Genomic DNA, 16,046 nt, shown 5'->3' with positions numbered 1-16,046 from the left:
TGATTTTTTTTGGAGAATGTTTACAGGCTTGAAAACATTTTCTCCATTTTTTGTTGCTCTTCTTCAGCTAAAACGGGATCGACCAAAATTCGACCACTGTGCTCATCGGTTATGATCTTTTTTCGAGAAGCGATTTCTACTTGTACCTGTGGCGGAATTGTAAAGAAAGAACCTCCTGAGGCTCCTCGTTCCACCGGAACGACCGCCAGACCGTTCTTTACATTGCTCCGGATTCTGGTGTAGGCCTTTATAAGCCTTTCTTCTATTTCACTCTGGAATTTTTTGGACTGGTCCAACAAGGCCATCTCCTCCTTCTCGGTTTCGGCAAGAATAGCATCCAATTCACTTTTCTTATGTTTTAGATGCGCTTCCCTTTCGGCCAGTTTTTCCTTGGTTTCGGTTATCACCTCCTTCTTCTGTTCTATCTGTGCCTTAAACTCTTTAATATTCTTCTCGGCCAACTGGATTTCCAATTCCTGGAATTCCAATTCCTTGCTTATCGAATTGAATTCTCTACTATTGCGGACATTTTTTTGCTGTTCGCTATATTTCTTTATCAAGGCTTTTGCCTCTTCGATAAGATTCTTCTTTGCCCCGATTTCAAAATTAATGGTCTCCACATCGGTTTTGAGCTTGTCCATTCGGGTTTTAAGTCCTAAGACTTCATCTTCCAGGTCCTCTACCTCCAAGGGGAGTTCGCCCCTTACATTACGTATTTCATCTACCCTGGAATCGATTAATTGTAAATCGTATAATGCCCTTAGTTTTTCCTCTACGGTCGCTTCTACCTTCTTAGTCATATGCTTTATAAATACTTGATGGGATTGGTTTTACTTTCCGATAAACGGATTGCAAAACTAGGGATTTTTTTTGTAAGATAATCTACCAAAAGATTTTTTGTAAACTGCTCCGTTTCATAATGTCCTATGTCTGCTATAATCATTTTGTTCTCTGCCTCGTAGAACTGATGGTATTTTACATCGGAAGTCACAAAAACATCGACCCCGGAAGCTTTTGCCGCGGAAATGGCAAAGGCTCCGCTACCTCCAAGAACCGCTATTTTTTGCACCTCTTTCCTTAAAAGCTCCGAATGGCGTACACAGGACGCCTTCATTTTTTGTTTAAGGAACTCTAGAAACCTTATGTCGCCCATAGGTTCTTTTAGATAACCGACCATTCCCATCCCCATGTTAAGATCGGTGTTGTCCAGGGCGTAAATCTCATAGGCCGCTTCCTCATAGGGGTGGTGTTTTACCAGTGCGTTTTTTATTCTGGACTCGTTCATGGCAGAAAAGACCACGTTTATTTGGGTCTCCTCTTCATAATGTATCTGTCCCACCTGACCCTTTGTCGGATTGGCCCCGTCATTGGCTTTGTAACTTCCGGTTCCTTCTATAGTAAAGCTACAATCACTATACTTTCCTATATTTCCTGCTCCAGCAGCAAAAAGACCTTGCCGTACCTTTTCAGCATCGTCTTTGGGAACATAGGTAGTCAGTTTTTTAAGGGTTCCTTTTTTGGGAATCAATACTTTGGGATTAAGAATTCCGAGGACATCACAAATCTTCGCGTTTACCCCATTGGGTGAATTGTCCAATGCAGTGTGCATACTATAAATGGCAATATCGTTTTGGATAGCCTTGATTACGGTCCTTTCAACATAAGAGGAACCCGTTAATTTTTTTAGACCTCCAAAAATTATGGGATGGAAGCTTACGATAAGATTACAATTATGGGTAACGGCCTCATCCACTACGGATTCCAAAGTATCCAGAGTCACCAAAATTCCAGAAACTTCAGTTTTTGGATTACCCACTAAAATTCCGGTATTATCAAAATCCTCGGCGTAGTGCAACGGTGCAAGTTCCTCCAATATTTTGGTTACTTCCCGAACTGTCATTTTTTGGTTTTATAAGGCCATCAAAGATAAAATATTATATTTTCGTTCCGGTGCGACTTTTACGAAAAATAGCGTTTCCCATTTCATTGGTGTATGCCTTGGTCATACATATTCGTAACTATTTGTACGATATTGGGTTTTTGAAATCAAGGACTTTCGACCTTCCTGTAATTTGCATCGGTAATTTGAGTGTTGGGGGGACCGGGAAAACACCTATGATTGAGTTTTTGATATTGCTTTTTCAGGATTCGTGCAATATTGCCGTATTAAGTCGGGGATATAAGCGGAAATCCAAAGGTTTTCTTATCGGACGTGAAGAAAGCACGGTTGAAGAATTGGGTGATGAACCCTTCCAGATTAGTTCCAAATTTCCCAAGGTCGTCGTTGCCGTGGACGGGAACAGAACCAGAGGCATTCTCGAATTAAAAAAGCAGGTAAAGCCCGACGTAATCCTCTTGGATGATGCTTTTCAACATAGGAAGGTAAAACCAGGCTATTCCATTTTGTTGACCAAATATTCCAATTTGTATACGGACGACAGGTATTTGCCTACAGGGGATTTACGTGATGGTAAAAAAGAAGCCAGGCGGGCGGATGCTATTGTCGTTACCAAATGTCCTTCCTCGCTGTCCCAAATAGAGCGGGATACTATTACAAGAAGACTAGGGCCGACAAAAGATCAGCAGGTCTTTTTTAGTAGTTTGGCTTATGACCTCCCCGTAAGGGACACCACAACCGTACCCTGGGAAGATTTAATGGCCCTAAAGGTTACGCTTGTCACCGGAATTGCATCTCCTGAGCCTTTAGTCCGTTTCCTAAGGAGCCAAGGGCTTGTTTTTGAGCATCTAAGATTTCGTGATCATCATTACTTTACCAAGGAGGAATTGGCTCTTTTTAAATCCAAAGCGTGTATTCTTACTACTGAAAAGGATTATGTGCGATTGAAGGGGAAACTCAAAAACCTGTACTACGTACCCGTTCACCATAATTTCCTTGGCAAGGGACAGGACCTATTGAATACGGAACTGTCCAATTTTATGAGGCAGGATTCTTGAATTCTTTCTTGCTAAAAATATTTTCCCCGATTTTTTGATAGAATACTTCCGGTTTAAAGGGCTTGGTTACCACATCGTTACAACCTGCAGCATAGAAACTCTCCAGGCTATCGTCCAAAGAGATGGCCGTGAGTGCTATAATGGGGGTATGGCCATCGAATTTACGGATTTCAATGGTGGCCTCCTCACCACTGATGCCCGGCATATGGATGTCCATTAAAATTGCATCGTATGGATTCTTCCTGGCAAGTTCAACCGCTTCCATTCCATTGCTGGCAATATCGCTGGTGATTTCCTTTTTTGTCAACATTTTTTTGGTTATCACCTGATTTATCTTGTTGTCCTCTACGATCAAAAGATGAAGACCTTTAAAGTCGTAATCCTTCTGGGTAATTTCAAAAGGAATATCATCTACAACACTATCCTTACTTTTTAGCTTCAGTTCAAAAAAGAAAGAACTTCCCTCACCCAGATTACTTTGCAATTGTATCTTGCTATCGAATAGGCCTAAAAGACTTTTTACAATGGTAAGGCCCAATCCGGTGCCACCGTATTCCCTATTAATTTGAATGGAACCTTGTTCAAAGCCCTCAAAAATAACCTTCTGCTGTTCTTCGGAAATACCTATTCCCGTATCCTGAACTTCAAAATACAGGGTTACATCGTCCTCAATCTTTTTTATCAATTGGGCTATTACCTTTACCTCTCCATCTTTAGTGAACTTTAAGGCATTCCCAACGAGATTCATGAATATTTGCGAAAGCTTCAAGGGGTCGCTCATTAAATGGCCCGGAATGTTCTCATCGTATTCCAAAATGATTTTGGTATTGTTTTCCTTGGCACTTTGTTGCAGGGAATCAATAACCTCCTGAAGTATTTTTTTAAGATTGAATTCTATGTTAAGGGGCTCAAGCTTTTCTGCATCAATTTTATTGATTTGCAATATGTCGTTTATAAAGTTTAAGAGATAATCCCCTGAAAATTTCAGCGCCTTTAAATGTTCCTTTTGATTCTCACTGGGATTTTCCTCCAATAATAAGTGCGTCAGACCCGTTACTGCATAGAGTGGTGTCCGTAACTCGTGGCTTACAGTGGATAAAAAGTTAGTCTTGGCCTCCATAGCCTGTACGGCCGCATCCCTCGCACTTTGTAGTTCGTTATTTTTGGTCTGCAACAGGTCGTTCGTCTTTAATTTTATCTGATTGTTTCGGTATAGTGAAACGGCCAGTAGCGAAATAATGGACAAAAATGCTGAAGTGAGGATTGTAGCAATTTCCGAACGATTCCGCGATTCATTCAGTTCCTCTATACGCTGGTCCATCCGTTTGATTTCATCGCTCATAAAATCAAATTGGATTTTTTCCGCAGTTTTGGCCTCTGTTTTCACCTTTTCAATGGTAAATAAGGAATCCCGAATTCTTAGGAGATTTCTATTATGAACCAAGGATTTGTCAAATAGACCTAGGTTTTCATACAGTTGGGTCAATAACTGATTGGCTTCAAGAACTTCCCTGAAAAAGTTGTTTTCCTGGGCCAATTTCAATGCACTTTCTGCATTCAGTGCTCCTTCATTAAAATTCTTGTTTTCCTGGTTCAATTGTGCTAAACCGAGATGCGCCTTGGTCGTTAGATATTCCTTTTCGTATAAATCTGTGTTGACGACCAGCGAGTTGAAGTTTTTAGAGGCACTGTCATATTTTTCCAGGTTCAAGTAAATGTTTCCTTCTACCAACAGGATATTATTGAAGAAATTGCGATCGTTGTTCAATTGCTTGGCCTCATTGAGCATAAAAATGGCCTGAAAGTTTTTATCGTCCCTGAAAAGCAAGATGGCCTCTATAAATTTATGAATGGCATCACCGTAGGGATATTCAATATCTTTTAATATGGATTTGGCCCGATCCCAAAAAAAGAGAGTGGTTTCCTCTTTGTCCAATTTAAGGTAAAGTAGGGCGAGATGGTGGTAACTGTCGACCAAGGCTTTAACATCCTCATTTTTTTCTGCAAGTTCGGCAGCTTTTTCCAAGGACTCCAGGGCAAGATCCATCTTACTCTGGTTTTTTAATTCCCTGGCATTCTCAAAATAGGATTGCAAATCATTCTGTGCCAAGGAATCTTGCCCATGGGATATATGAAGGAAGGTCACAAGGAAAAAGGCCCATAACCATCTTTTAAGGATTTTATGTAAGATTGCGATTCTCAAATATTCTTTTTAATACGGCATGGCCCCTGAAAATTAAATATTCCATCGCATAGTGGAATACAACTTCAATTTTGTAACCGGGGTTCCTGGAAATGAAACGTATAAGAATGGCAACTATTGTTTATTTCAATCAATACCATAAGAATTTTCCTATAAATAGCACGATTTTTATTTTGTTTCCCGAAAACTTGCCAAAAAACTACAATTTATGGAATACCGGTTATATAGTTTGGTACTGTAGTTTTTACATTAATGCACATGTTTATGTGCTTTGTAAGACGATCTTACCAATGCACCGCTTTCCACATATCTAAACCCCATTTCCAATCCTAATGTCTCATACTTCTTGAATTGCTCCGGCAAAATAAATTCCTTAACGGGTAAATGTTTTTTGGATGGTTGTAGATATTGGCCAATGGTCAGGACGTCCACATTTACTTTTCTAAGGTCTTCCATGGTTTGGATCACCTCTTCTTCCTGCTCACCAAGACCAAGCATTATTCCGGACTTCGTCCTATTTATACCATTGTTTTTCAGATACTTGAGAACACCAAGACTACGATCGTATTTGGCTTGAATCCGTACTTCCCGGGTAAGTCGTTTTACCGTTTCCATATTGTGGGAAACTACCTCCGGGGCAACTTGGATTATGCGATCTATGTGATTTTCAATTCCCTGAAAATCAGGAATAAGGGTCTCCAAAGTTGTGTTTGGATTCATTCTGCGGACCGCTTTTACGGTCTCGGCCCAGATAATGGAACCCATGTCCTTTAAATCATCCCTATCCACCGAGGTAATTACGGCATGTTTTATTCCCATGATCTTTATAGATCGGGCTACTTTTTCAGGCTCTGACCAATCCACATTCTCCGGACGCCCCGTCTGTACACCGCAAAAACCACAGGAACGGGTACATATGTTTCCCAAAATCATAAAAGTGGCCGTGCCCTCTCCCCAACATTCTCCCATGTTGGGACAACTACCAGAGGTACAGATGGTATGTAAGTTATACTTGTCTACCAATCCCCTGAGTTGGGAATACTTTTTACCGGTAGGAAGTTTTACCCTAAGCCATTTAGGTTTTCCCTTGGGAGGGGCAACATTACCCAAAGTCTCTACACTCATAGCGAAAATTTACACAAATATACGAAGTAAATTATTGGTTTATTGTACGGTCGGTACTTGGAGGAAACAGGTTTTCTTAATTTAAGCGTTTGCCTTGTTCAAGTTTCCGAATCCTCCTCCATATTCCAAACCTTAAGTCCCTATTGTTTGCTGCCCTTTATGACTTCCGCCAATAGTTTTTTAGCTCTGAGCAATTTCACCTTTACGTTGTTGACGGGCTCGTTAAGCTCTTGTGCTATAGCTGCATAGCTAAGCTCATTGAAGTACCTAAGATTAATGACTTTTTGGTAATGGGGCTTAAGTTTTTTGATATGTAGAAGAAGGTTGGCGAGATTTTGTTCGGTTATTAGACGATCTTCCGCAGTAGGGGCATCGTCCAAAACCCTTTTAATCGCTTCATTGTTCCCATCGGCCTCCAATGGGTTTCTCTTTCTTTTTCTGATCAGGTCAATGTGAATATTCTTCGAAATGGTAATCAACCAAGTTTTGAATTCATAGGCCTCATCATAAGTGGAAATACGATCAAAGGCTTTGGAAAAGGTTTGTATTGTAATATCCTCTGCATCGTTTTCATTTTCTGTACGCTTTAATTGAAAGCCATAGACATCGTTCCAAAAGTTGTCCAAAAGCATGCTAAAAGCGATTTGGTTACCGGACTTGGCCCTTTTAATTATTTCTTGAAGTCCATTTTCCAGCTTGGCCAATCGTGGTAGGTATTGATAAAAATTTAAATATAGAAAAGGTAGGTCCTCTATTGTAGTTTTGGAGATATGTCCTTTTTGCAATCCTGTTCACTTGGAAGTTTTCCACACATGCCACAGGCTTGTCCTTCTTTGTTCAAAAATGGATTTTGGCTTGCACAAGTACCCGCAAATTTGCCGTCTTTTTGGGACCAAATCTTTATGGCTATTCCGGCGAATGCCAGCGCAAGCAAACCTATGGTCAACAGAATCAGCATTTTTTCTGAATTTTAGGCAAAGATATAAAAAAATATGGCCTCGAAGCTAGCTTCGAGGCCATATGAACCTTAAGATTTTCTTATCAATATTTGATATTGGCAACAATATTTTCAACAGTCGGTGTCTGGTTGCCTCCTTTGGGCTCAATGGTAATGTAACCCACGGCATTATCCGAATAGGGCAAGGCTAGTAACTTTTCCCGGCTTACCGCCTCTTTAATGACTCCTAAATTCACCATTTTTCCGTTGACCTCTGCCCACATTTGGAAACATTGGTCCTCTGGCAGGTTAGGCAATTTCTCCACATTGATATAGGACAATTTCTTCACCGGATTCACATAGGCCACGGCCTTTAGTTCCTTGGCTTTTTTATTTCCCTTTACGTTGTATTTCCTGGTCTGTGGATTATTGAGCACAATAAATTGGTTCCTTACGTCCTCCAACTGCTCTCTCATGTCCTCCTCCAAATTCTTTATCTTGTTGTTGACGATAGTATTTTCTTCTTGAAGGTTTTGATTTTGGTTCCAGAAGAAATAAGAGGCTCCCGCAAACAAAAGGGTGGCAAAACTAGCGGCTATGGCATATCTAAAGAACCTTTTTCTCGTTGAGTTTTCTGCCTTTATCCTAAAAAGAATTCGTTCTTTGAGACCTTCAGGAGTTTTTAGAGCATGCATTTTTGCGAAAGCCTCCAAGTTTTCTTGAAGCTCGTCATAGGTTTCACGTACTTCTGGATACATGGCAATATAGCGCTCCACCTGAAAGGCTTCCTGATCCGTAACAGTACCCAGCAAATACTTTTCGAGCAAATCCGAATCCAGGAATATTTTTATTTTTTCTTTCATTGTATCAAATTTAACAGCGGTAGAAAAGACATGGCCGGGCCATAAATCTTTTTCAATTCCCTAAGACCGATTTTTAGCCTGGACTTAATGGTGCCCAACGGAATGTCCAGTTCCTCACTGGCTTCTTGTTGTGTCATTCCTTGAAAAAATAGGGCTTCCAATACAATTTGATATTTGGGTTCTATTTTTTCAAGATTTTCCCGGATGTCCAAAAATTCAGGCCTAATACTTTCTACTCCTAGATTATATACGTCCGAAACGTCCATTTGGATTTCCTTGTCCGTTTTTGTATGGGTACTCCGTAATTTGTCAATGGCGGTATTACGGGTGATCCTAAAGAGCCAAGTAAATAATTTGGCCTTTGAGGAATCATAGGAATCCGATTTTTTCCAGATTTTTACAAAACTCTCCTGAAGCACATCTTGCGCCATTTCCTCATCTCGGACTACCTTATGGGCCACCCCATATAGCGTATCCCCATAGTGCTCGTACAAGAGTGAGATCGCTTTTTCGTTTCGCTCCTGGAGCAATTCTACGATGTGTTTTTCAAGAAGTGTGCTCATATATTGCCCGGAATACCAAAAAATTGAAACGGATAAACATCCAATCCAACCTTTTGACCGTATATCCCATAAACGCTAATTTATAAAATTGATTGTCACAGCAGACAATATCTCATATTTTAATTAGATAAATGTACAATTGGTAACTGTACATTTAGTTTTTGGTTAGTTTGGTTTGGTATAGCCCTCGAAAGAACTATTTTTCGGGGGTTATTTTATGATATTTACCTCAGGATGTATGGTAATGGAAAAATTTTTCCTCACACGTTCAATGATTTGTTCGGCCAGTTTTAGTATTTCCGTACCAGTGGCTTTGCCATGATTTACCAAAACCAAAGCTTGGTGTTTATGAACACCTGCATCACCGAAACGCTTGCCCTTGAAACCACATTGTTCAATTAGCCAACCCGCCGGAATTTTGTAAGCATCGGAGGAAACTTTGTAAAACGGGGCATCCGGATAGTCTTTCGCAAAAGTATCAAATTTTGATTGGCTTATAACGGGATTCTTAAAGAAACTGCCGCTATTCCCCAATTTTGCAGGATCGGGCAGTTTGCTTTTACGTATGGATATTACGGCGTTGGATATATCGATTATGGAGGGCTTATCGATTTTCTTCTTTACCAATTCAGTTTCTATTGCGCCATAGGCCATATGTATTCTATGATTTCTCTTGGTAAGCTCTATAGTTACGGAAACAATGATATATTTTCCCCTCCCTTCGTTCTTGAAATAGGAATCCCTGTACCCAAATTGGCAGTCCTCTTTATTAAAGCTCCTTGTCGTCCGATCGTCAATCTTTATAGCCTCGCAACCCACAAAGACATCCTGGAGTTCCACGCCGTAAGCTCCGATATTCTGTATGGGAGCAGTACCGGTATTTCCCGGGATAAGGGACATATTTTCGAGACCACCATAGCCCTTTTCTAAGGTCCAAAGAACAAGCTGATGCCAGTTTTCCCCGGCCATAACCTTAAGGGTAATGGTATCTTCGTCTTGGGCCAATACCTCAATACCCTTTATGTTTATGTACAGTACTAAGGCCTCTATGTCCTTGGTAATAAGCATATTGCTGCCGCCACTTAGGACGAAGATTTCGGGATGGTCCTTAAGCTGTAGCGCTTGGTCCAAGTCATCTATACTGCTTATTTCAATGAAAAAATTGGCTTTGGCATCAATACCGAAAGTATTGTAATCCTTAAGGGATATATTTTGCTGTATTTTCATCAACCTATATAACTCTTAAGGGCTTCCTTTAGTATGTTTACGGCCCTTTTTAAGCTATCCTTTTCCAATACATAGGCAATACGTATTTGGTTTTTTCCCAGTCCCTCGGTAGCATAGAATCCGGCGGCAGGTGCCACCATTATGGTCTCATTGTTTACCCTAAAGTCTTCCAAAAGCCATTGTGCAAAATCATCTGCGTCTTTTATTGGAAGTTCAACAATGCAATAGAACGCACCTTGAGGCTTCCCTATTTGTATGTTTTCTATTTTCTCCAATTCGGCAATGAGAATATCCCGTCTTTCCGTATACTCTTTTTTTACCTCGTCAAAATAACTTTGGGGGGTACTCAAGGCTGCTTCACTGGCTATTTGCGCATAAGTGGGAGGTGATAGGCGGGCTTGCGCAAACTTTAGGGCCGTTTTTATGACTTTGGTATTTTTGGAAACCAAATATCCTATGCGCGCCCCGCACATACTATATCTTTTGGATACGGAATCCACGACTATGGCATTTTCCTCCAATCCAGGTTCCTTCAAAATGGAATGGTGTTCCCTGCCATCATAGGCAAACTCACGGTATACCTCGTCGGCAATTAAAAACAAGTCGTACTTTTTTGCGATTCCCGCCAACTTTTGGATTTCTCCCTTGGTATAGAGATACCCTGTGGGATTACCCGGATTGCAAATTAAAATAGCCCTGGTCTTCCCGGTAATGCACCTTTCGAACTCCTCTATGGAAGGTAGGGCGAAGTTGTTCTCTATTTGGGAGACTACGGGGAGTACCTTGACTCCGTTAGCCGTAGCAAACCCATTGTAATTGGCATAAAAAGGTTCAGGAATTACAATTTCGTCACCGCTATCGGCAATACTACCTATAACGAAGGATAGTGCTTCGGAACCCCCGGTAGTTACTAAAATTTCCTTGGCCGAAACCGATATTCCTTTGTTGATGTAATACTCCGCTATTTTTTCGCGATAGTTCTCCGAACCTTCGGTCCTGCTATACTCCAACACTTCTAAAGTATTGTTTTTGACCGCCTCCAAGGCTGCTTGGGGCGTTTTGATATCAGGTTGCCCGATATTAAGGTGTATCACCTTGATACCTTTTCTTTTCGCCTCCTCGGCGAATGGTACCAATTTCCGTATGGGCGATTCCGGCATCAACTGTCCTTTGCGGGATATGGAGGGCATAACATTGTTAATTTTCCACAAAAATGGGAAAACCTAATGGACAAAACAATACAAGGAGATTTTATTTGATATATCGAATAATATGTTAATTTCTAATAGGATAAAGGGAAAATATGTAAATTTAATAATGTTACCGGTTTAAAGTTGAGGAATTTGAATAAATTACTTGTTCGCATTACATTCTTGCTAATTGGACTTCCTATAGTGGGAACAGGACAAGGATTTGATTTGCCCGAAGGACAAAAATACCAAAAGGTAAGGTTCAAGCTTATCAATAATCTTATCATTATCCCCATGGAGGTGAATGGAACAGAACTTTCCTTCATATTGGATTCCGGGGTCAGCAAGCCCATATTATTCAACCTCTCCGATCAAGACTCTGTTGAAATAAAGGATGTTTCGGAGATTACTATCAGGGGACTTGGCGACGGGGAACCCATAAAGGCCCTAAGTTCCAAGGGGAATACATTTGCCTTAAAAAATGTTCAAAATAAAGACCAGCTCCTCTATGTCGTTCTGGACAAAAACCTTAATTTTTCTCCTAGTCTTGGAGTTACGGTACATGGCATTATTGGATATGATCTTTTTAGGGATTTTGTAGTCGATATAAATTATGCATCAAAAGTCATAAAATTCCATGACCCTGATTCTTATGTCCGAAAGAAAGAAAAGAAGAGCGAAACGCTTCCCTTATTTGTTGCAGCCAAAAAAGGGTATATGGACGGAAGCGTTATCCTAAGGGATTCCGAGAACTTACCGGTACGACTTCTTTTGGATACGGGAAGTAGTGACGCCGTATGGCTTTTTGAAAATGATGAAATAGGGATTCCGGATAAAAATTATGATGACTTTCTGGGGAAAGGACTAAGCGGGGATATTTTTGGGAAGCGCACCAAGATAAATAGTATAAAATTGGGCAGTTTTTCCTTAAAGGATGCCAAAGCTGCCTTCCCTGAGCGCAGATCTTTCGGCGCGATCAAGTATTTGGGGGATAGAAACGGAAGCATTGGTGGAGAAGTTTTAAAACGGTTTAATATCGTTTTTGACTATCCCAACAATCAGGTTACCCTTAAAAAGAACAAAAACTTTAACATGCCTTTTCATTATAATATGAGCGGCATAGAACTACAGCATGACGGTGTGCGGTATGTTTCCGAGAGCATTGCCAATAGTAATGGTGTGGTACAAGGCAATAAAAAATCGTTCGGGGATGTACAGATTCTTTTGGAGAATCGTACCAGGCTGAGTTTGGTTCCGGAAATTGTGGTATCCGGTATTCGGGCCGGAAGTCCTGCTGAAATGGCAGGACTCCAAGAAGGTGATGTGGTATTGTCCGTAAATGGCAAAAGCGTTCATAGATATAAGCTCCAGGAAATTTTGCAAATGCTCAACGAAAAGGAGGGAAAACGTATTCGGGTGCGTATAGCAAGACAGGACAAGGACCTTCTTTACACCTTTGTACTCAAGGATTTATTCAAAGAAAAGCCCTGATTTTGCGAACCAGGGCTTTTCCAAAAAGGAAATTTAGATAATCCGGTTATTTTTTTCCTTCCGGAGCCTTAACTTCTCCTTTTATCTTCAAGACCTTTGTAGGGGTATCCGCATTGGATATAACGGTAATCGCTTTTCGAATGGGCCCTACGCGATTGGTATCGTATTTAACCTTGATTTCTCCTGTCTTACCGGGCAAAATGGGTTCCTCCGGCTTTTTAGGAATTGTGCATCCGCAGCTAGAACTTACCTTACTCACAATTAATGGCGCGTCACCGGTATTCGTAAACTCAAAAACCCGGACACCATCACTGCCTTTTTCAATGGTCCCATAGTCTACCGTTTCGGCCTTAAACTCAATTTTCGGGGCTTTTACTTGAGCGGTTAGGCTAAAACCCATTAGGCCCACAAACAATACAAGTACTATTTTTTTCATATTCGTAGTTTTAATTGTTTTTCAATGGTAAATGCAACTTATCAATAATCAAAACAGCCCTCTTTAGAAAGATTAACAGGGCAGATTTCCATTACGTTTATTGCAATATCTTGTGTTTTGGGTGAATTTCAAAAGTAAATCTTTTCAGATGAACGTCCAAAATCCTTTTGTTATCTATTAACGTTACTTATTTTTGTTTCGTATTTAACTTGGGCAAAAGACCCTGAACTTATCAATATTTAACATTCGTTTTAGACACGGTTTTTAGTGCCGCCGTTACTTTACCAAAAATTATTCCAAAAATGGATATTCCATCAAAATATGAGCCCAATACCGTGGAAAACCATTGGTATGACTATTGGATGCAACATAAGTACTTTCATTCCAAACCAGATGAAAGAGAGCCCTATACCATTATAATTCCACCACCAAATGTTACCGGGGTACTCCATATGGGCCATATGCTTAACAACACCCTTCAGGACGTTCTCATACGTAGGGCACGACTGTTGGGAAAGAATGCCTGTTGGGTTCCTGGAACGGACCACGCCTCTATTGCCACTGAAGCAAAGGTTGTTGCCAAACTAAGGGAACAGGGGATTCATAAAACGGACATATCGCGAAAGGAGTTCTTGAATCATGCTTGGGACTGGACCCATAACTACGGCGGGGTAATTCTGGAACAGCTAAAAAAATTAGGATGCTCCTGTGATTGGGAACGGACTGCTTTTACCATGAATGACAACATGTCAGACTCTGTTATCAAGGTTTTTGTGGACTTATTTAACAAAGGCTTAATTTATAGAGGGTATCGTATGGTGAATTGGGATCCAGAGGCCCAGACCACACTTTCGGACGAAGAGGTGGTCTATGAAGAAAGGCAGGGCTTGTTATACTATATAGCCTATCCCATAGAAGGATCTGAAGAAAAGGTGACAATAGCTACCACAAGACCGGAGACCATATTGGGCGATACTGCGATTTGCATAAATCCAAAGGATGAACGTTACCGGCATTTGAGAGGCAAGAAGGTCTTGGTACCCATATGCAATCGTGCCATACCAATTATTGAAGATGAGTATGTTGATTTGGAATTTGGTACCGGATGCTTAAAAGTTACACCTGCCCACGACATTAATGACCAGGCGTTGGGGGAGAAGCACAATTTGGAAGTCATTGATATATTTAATGCAGATGCCTCCCTAAACTCCAATGGTCTTCACTATGAGGGCAAAGATCGATTCTTGGTTCGAAAGGAAATTGCCCAGGAGTTGCAGGAAAAAGGATTTTTGGTGAAGACTGAAAACTATATCAATAAGGTAGGTACTTCGGAAAGAACCAAGGCGGTAATAGAACCCCGCTTGTCCGATCAATGGTTTTTGAAAATGGAGGAACTGGTAAAACCGGCCCTACACGCAGTGTTGGAGACCGGTGAAGTGAAGTTTTTCCCGAAAAAGTTCGAAAATTTATATCGGAATTGGATGGAGAACATCCGCGATTGGAACATTTCACGCCAACTATGGTGGGGACAACAGATACCGGCATACTATTTTGGAAGTGGTCAAAATGATTTTGTGGTAGCCGAAAATATCGATGATGCGCTGAAGTTGGGCCGTGAAAAATCCAACAATCCTAACTTGAACAAAGCGGATTTAAGACAGGATGAGGATGTAGTGGATACTTGGTTTTCTTCCTGGCTATGGCCTATGACCGTTTTTAATGGGATTTTGGAGCCTAACAACACGGACATCAAATATTATTATCCCACTAGCGATTTGGTAACGGCACCGGATATCATCTTTTTTTGGGTAGCCCGGATGATTATCTCCGGGTATGAATATCGTAAGGAACCGCCGTTTAAAAATGTATATTTTACAGGAATTGTCAGGGATAAGCAACGCCGCAAAATGTCCAAATCCCTTGGGAACTCCCCGGATGCCCTAAAGTTGATAGAAGAATATGGTGCTGATGGTGTCCGTGTCGGACTTTTATTGAGTTCTGCTGCGGGCAATGATCTTTTATTCGACGAAAGCTTATGTCAGCAGGGAAAAAATTTCTCCAATAAGATTTGGAACGCCTTTCGTCTGGTAAAAGGATGGGACGTAAGCGATGATTTATCCCAACCGGAGGCGTCCAAACTCGGTATAGCCTGGTATACGGCTAAATTTAACCAGACCCTATCGGAAATCGAGAATCATTTTGGCAAATATCGTATTTCAGATGCATTAATGGCCACTTACAAGTTGGTTTGGGACGATTTCTGTTCCTGGTTTTTGGAAATTTCAAAACCAGCTTACCAACAACCGGTAGATAAAGTCACTTTTGATTCCATAATTCATCTATTCGAGCAAAATCTAAAATTGCTTCATCCTTTTATGCCTTTCTTGAGCGAGGAAATCTGGCAACGCATAGCCGACAGAAACCCGCAACAGGCACTTATCATTGCGGAGTGGCCCAAAATGGAAGAGGAAATTAATCAGGGACTGATCAATGGTTTTGATTTTGCCTCTGAGGTGATTTCTGGCATACGGACCATACGAAAGGAAAAGAATATTCCCAAGAAGGAAGCCCTGGAACTGTCTGTTTTGAATCAGGAAAAGGTTTCCCATGTTTGGGATGTAGTTATTGAGAAATTGGCCAATGTCTCAACAGTTTCCTATGTGGATTATGGTTTGGAGGGTGCATTGACCTTTAGGGTCAAGAGTAATGAATATTTTGTTCCCATAAGTGGGGCCATAGATATAGATGCCGAAATCAAGAAAATACAGGATGAGCTAAACTACACCAAGGGGTTTTTGCAAACAGTTCAAAAAAAGTTGTCCAATGAACGTTTTGTAAATAATGCCCCGGAGCAGGTTGTTGCTATCGAAAAAAAGAAGGCGGCCGATGCCGAGGCCAAGATAGAGACTTTGGAAAAAAGCTTGGCCAGTTTGGAGTAAAAGGTATTTTACATAAACCATTATGGAAGCAATGACACCCTAGGATTCCTTTTTTGGATTATTATGTGACCCTTATTATCCGATTTTGGGATTTTTCATTCTTTTGGTCTACCTCAT

Annotated in this window: 14 protein-coding genes; 3 read left to right on the top strand and 11 right to left on the bottom strand. The window is 40.8% G+C overall.

Annotation, left to right across the window (positions count from 1 at the left end; genetic code table 11):
- Window positions 1-20 precede the first annotated feature (20 nt).
- Both Q0993_RS02190 and Q0993_RS02185 read right to left on the bottom strand, forming a co-directional pair.
- Window positions 21-800 carry a C4-type zinc ribbon domain-containing protein gene (locus tag Q0993_RS02190; protein WP_299529378.1) on the bottom strand — a complete coding sequence of 260 codons (780 nt, stop codon included), beginning with the start codon at window positions 798-800 and terminating at the stop codon, window positions 21-23.
- Between the two features lie 5 nt (window positions 801-805).
- Window positions 806-1,900, bottom strand: coding sequence for a Nif3-like dinuclear metal center hexameric protein (locus Q0993_RS02185; RefSeq protein WP_299529377.1), 1,095 nt, complete (start codon window positions 1,898-1,900; stop codon window positions 806-808).
- A 50-nt stretch (window positions 1,901-1,950) separates the two neighbouring features.
- On the opposite strand from Q0993_RS02185, the gene lpxK reads away from it, so the two are divergent.
- Window positions 1,951-2,955, top strand: coding sequence for a tetraacyldisaccharide 4'-kinase (gene lpxK / locus Q0993_RS02180; RefSeq protein ID WP_299529375.1), 1,005 nt, complete (start codon window positions 1,951-1,953; stop codon window positions 2,953-2,955).
- On the opposite strand, the gene Q0993_RS02175 is transcribed toward lpxK, so the two are convergent.
- The 8 genes from Q0993_RS02175 to Q0993_RS02140 all read right to left on the bottom strand — a co-directional run bounded on the left by Q0993_RS02175 (window position 2,936) and on the right by Q0993_RS02140 (window position 11,063).
- A complete protein-coding gene (locus Q0993_RS02175; RefSeq protein WP_299529373.1) occupies window positions 2,936-5,158 on the bottom strand; it encodes an ATP-binding protein in 2,223 nt (740 codons plus the stop codon). The two genes, lpxK and Q0993_RS02175, sit on opposite strands and share 20 nt — an antisense overlap.
- Before the next feature lie 249 nt (window positions 5,159-5,407).
- Window positions 5,408-6,283, bottom strand: a complete 876-nt coding sequence (gene lipA / locus Q0993_RS02170) for a lipoyl synthase (protein ID WP_299529371.1) — start codon at window positions 6,281-6,283, stop codon at window positions 5,408-5,410.
- Window positions 6,284-6,423: 140 nt separating this feature from the next.
- Window positions 6,424-6,987, bottom strand: coding sequence for a sigma-70 family RNA polymerase sigma factor (locus Q0993_RS02165; RefSeq protein ID WP_299529369.1), 564 nt, complete (start codon window positions 6,985-6,987; stop codon window positions 6,424-6,426).
- A 47-nt stretch (window positions 6,988-7,034) separates the two neighbouring features.
- On the bottom strand, window positions 7,035-7,241 hold the full coding sequence (locus Q0993_RS02160) for a membrane or secreted protein (RefSeq protein ID WP_299529367.1): 207 nt from the start codon (window positions 7,239-7,241) through the stop codon (window positions 7,035-7,037).
- A gap of 83 nt (window positions 7,242-7,324) precedes the next feature.
- The gene (locus tag Q0993_RS02155) at window positions 7,325-8,083 is read right to left on the bottom strand and encodes an anti-sigma factor (protein ID WP_299529365.1); all 759 of its coding nucleotides are present in this window, start codon (window positions 8,081-8,083) and stop codon (window positions 7,325-7,327) included.
- Window positions 8,080-8,646: an RNA polymerase sigma factor gene (locus Q0993_RS02150; RefSeq protein ID WP_299529363.1), complete on the bottom strand. Its 567-nt coding sequence runs from the start codon at window positions 8,644-8,646 to the stop codon at window positions 8,080-8,082. Before Q0993_RS02150 ends, Q0993_RS02155 begins: the two co-directional genes overlap by 4 nt.
- A gap of 210 nt (window positions 8,647-8,856) precedes the next feature.
- On the bottom strand, window positions 8,857-9,873 hold the full coding sequence (murB, locus tag Q0993_RS02145) for a UDP-N-acetylmuramate dehydrogenase (RefSeq protein ID WP_299529361.1): 1,017 nt from the start codon (window positions 9,871-9,873) through the stop codon (window positions 8,857-8,859).
- On the bottom strand, window positions 9,873-11,063 hold the full coding sequence (locus Q0993_RS02140) for a pyridoxal phosphate-dependent aminotransferase (protein WP_299529359.1): 1,191 nt from the start codon (window positions 11,061-11,063) through the stop codon (window positions 9,873-9,875). Before Q0993_RS02140 ends, murB begins: the two co-directional genes overlap by 1 nt.
- 153 nt (window positions 11,064-11,216) lie before the next feature.
- Here Q0993_RS02140 and Q0993_RS02135 point away from each other — a divergent pair, with 153 nt between their 5' ends.
- Window positions 11,217-12,554 (top strand): aspartyl protease family protein, encoded by a 1,338-nt coding sequence (locus Q0993_RS02135; RefSeq protein WP_299529357.1) that lies wholly within the window; start codon window positions 11,217-11,219, stop codon window positions 12,552-12,554.
- Between the two features lie 46 nt (window positions 12,555-12,600).
- Here Q0993_RS02135 and Q0993_RS02130 read toward each other — a convergent pair whose 3' ends face one another.
- Window positions 12,601-12,990, bottom strand: coding sequence for a DUF1573 domain-containing protein (locus Q0993_RS02130; protein ID WP_299529355.1), 390 nt, complete (start codon window positions 12,988-12,990; stop codon window positions 12,601-12,603).
- A 302-nt stretch (window positions 12,991-13,292) separates the two neighbouring features.
- Between Q0993_RS02130 and Q0993_RS02125 the strand changes: the two genes are divergently transcribed.
- Window positions 13,293-15,929 (top strand): valine--tRNA ligase, encoded by a 2,637-nt coding sequence (locus tag Q0993_RS02125; protein WP_299529353.1) that lies wholly within the window; start codon window positions 13,293-13,295, stop codon window positions 15,927-15,929.
- Window positions 15,930-16,046: the final 117 nt, after the last annotated feature.

This window comes from Ulvibacterium sp. (assembly GCF_028285715.1).
GTDB lineage: Bacteria > Bacteroidota > Bacteroidia > Flavobacteriales > Flavobacteriaceae > Ulvibacterium.
Note: the sequence above shows the minus strand (reverse complement) of the source record. Positions and strands in the feature narration are given on the sequence as shown.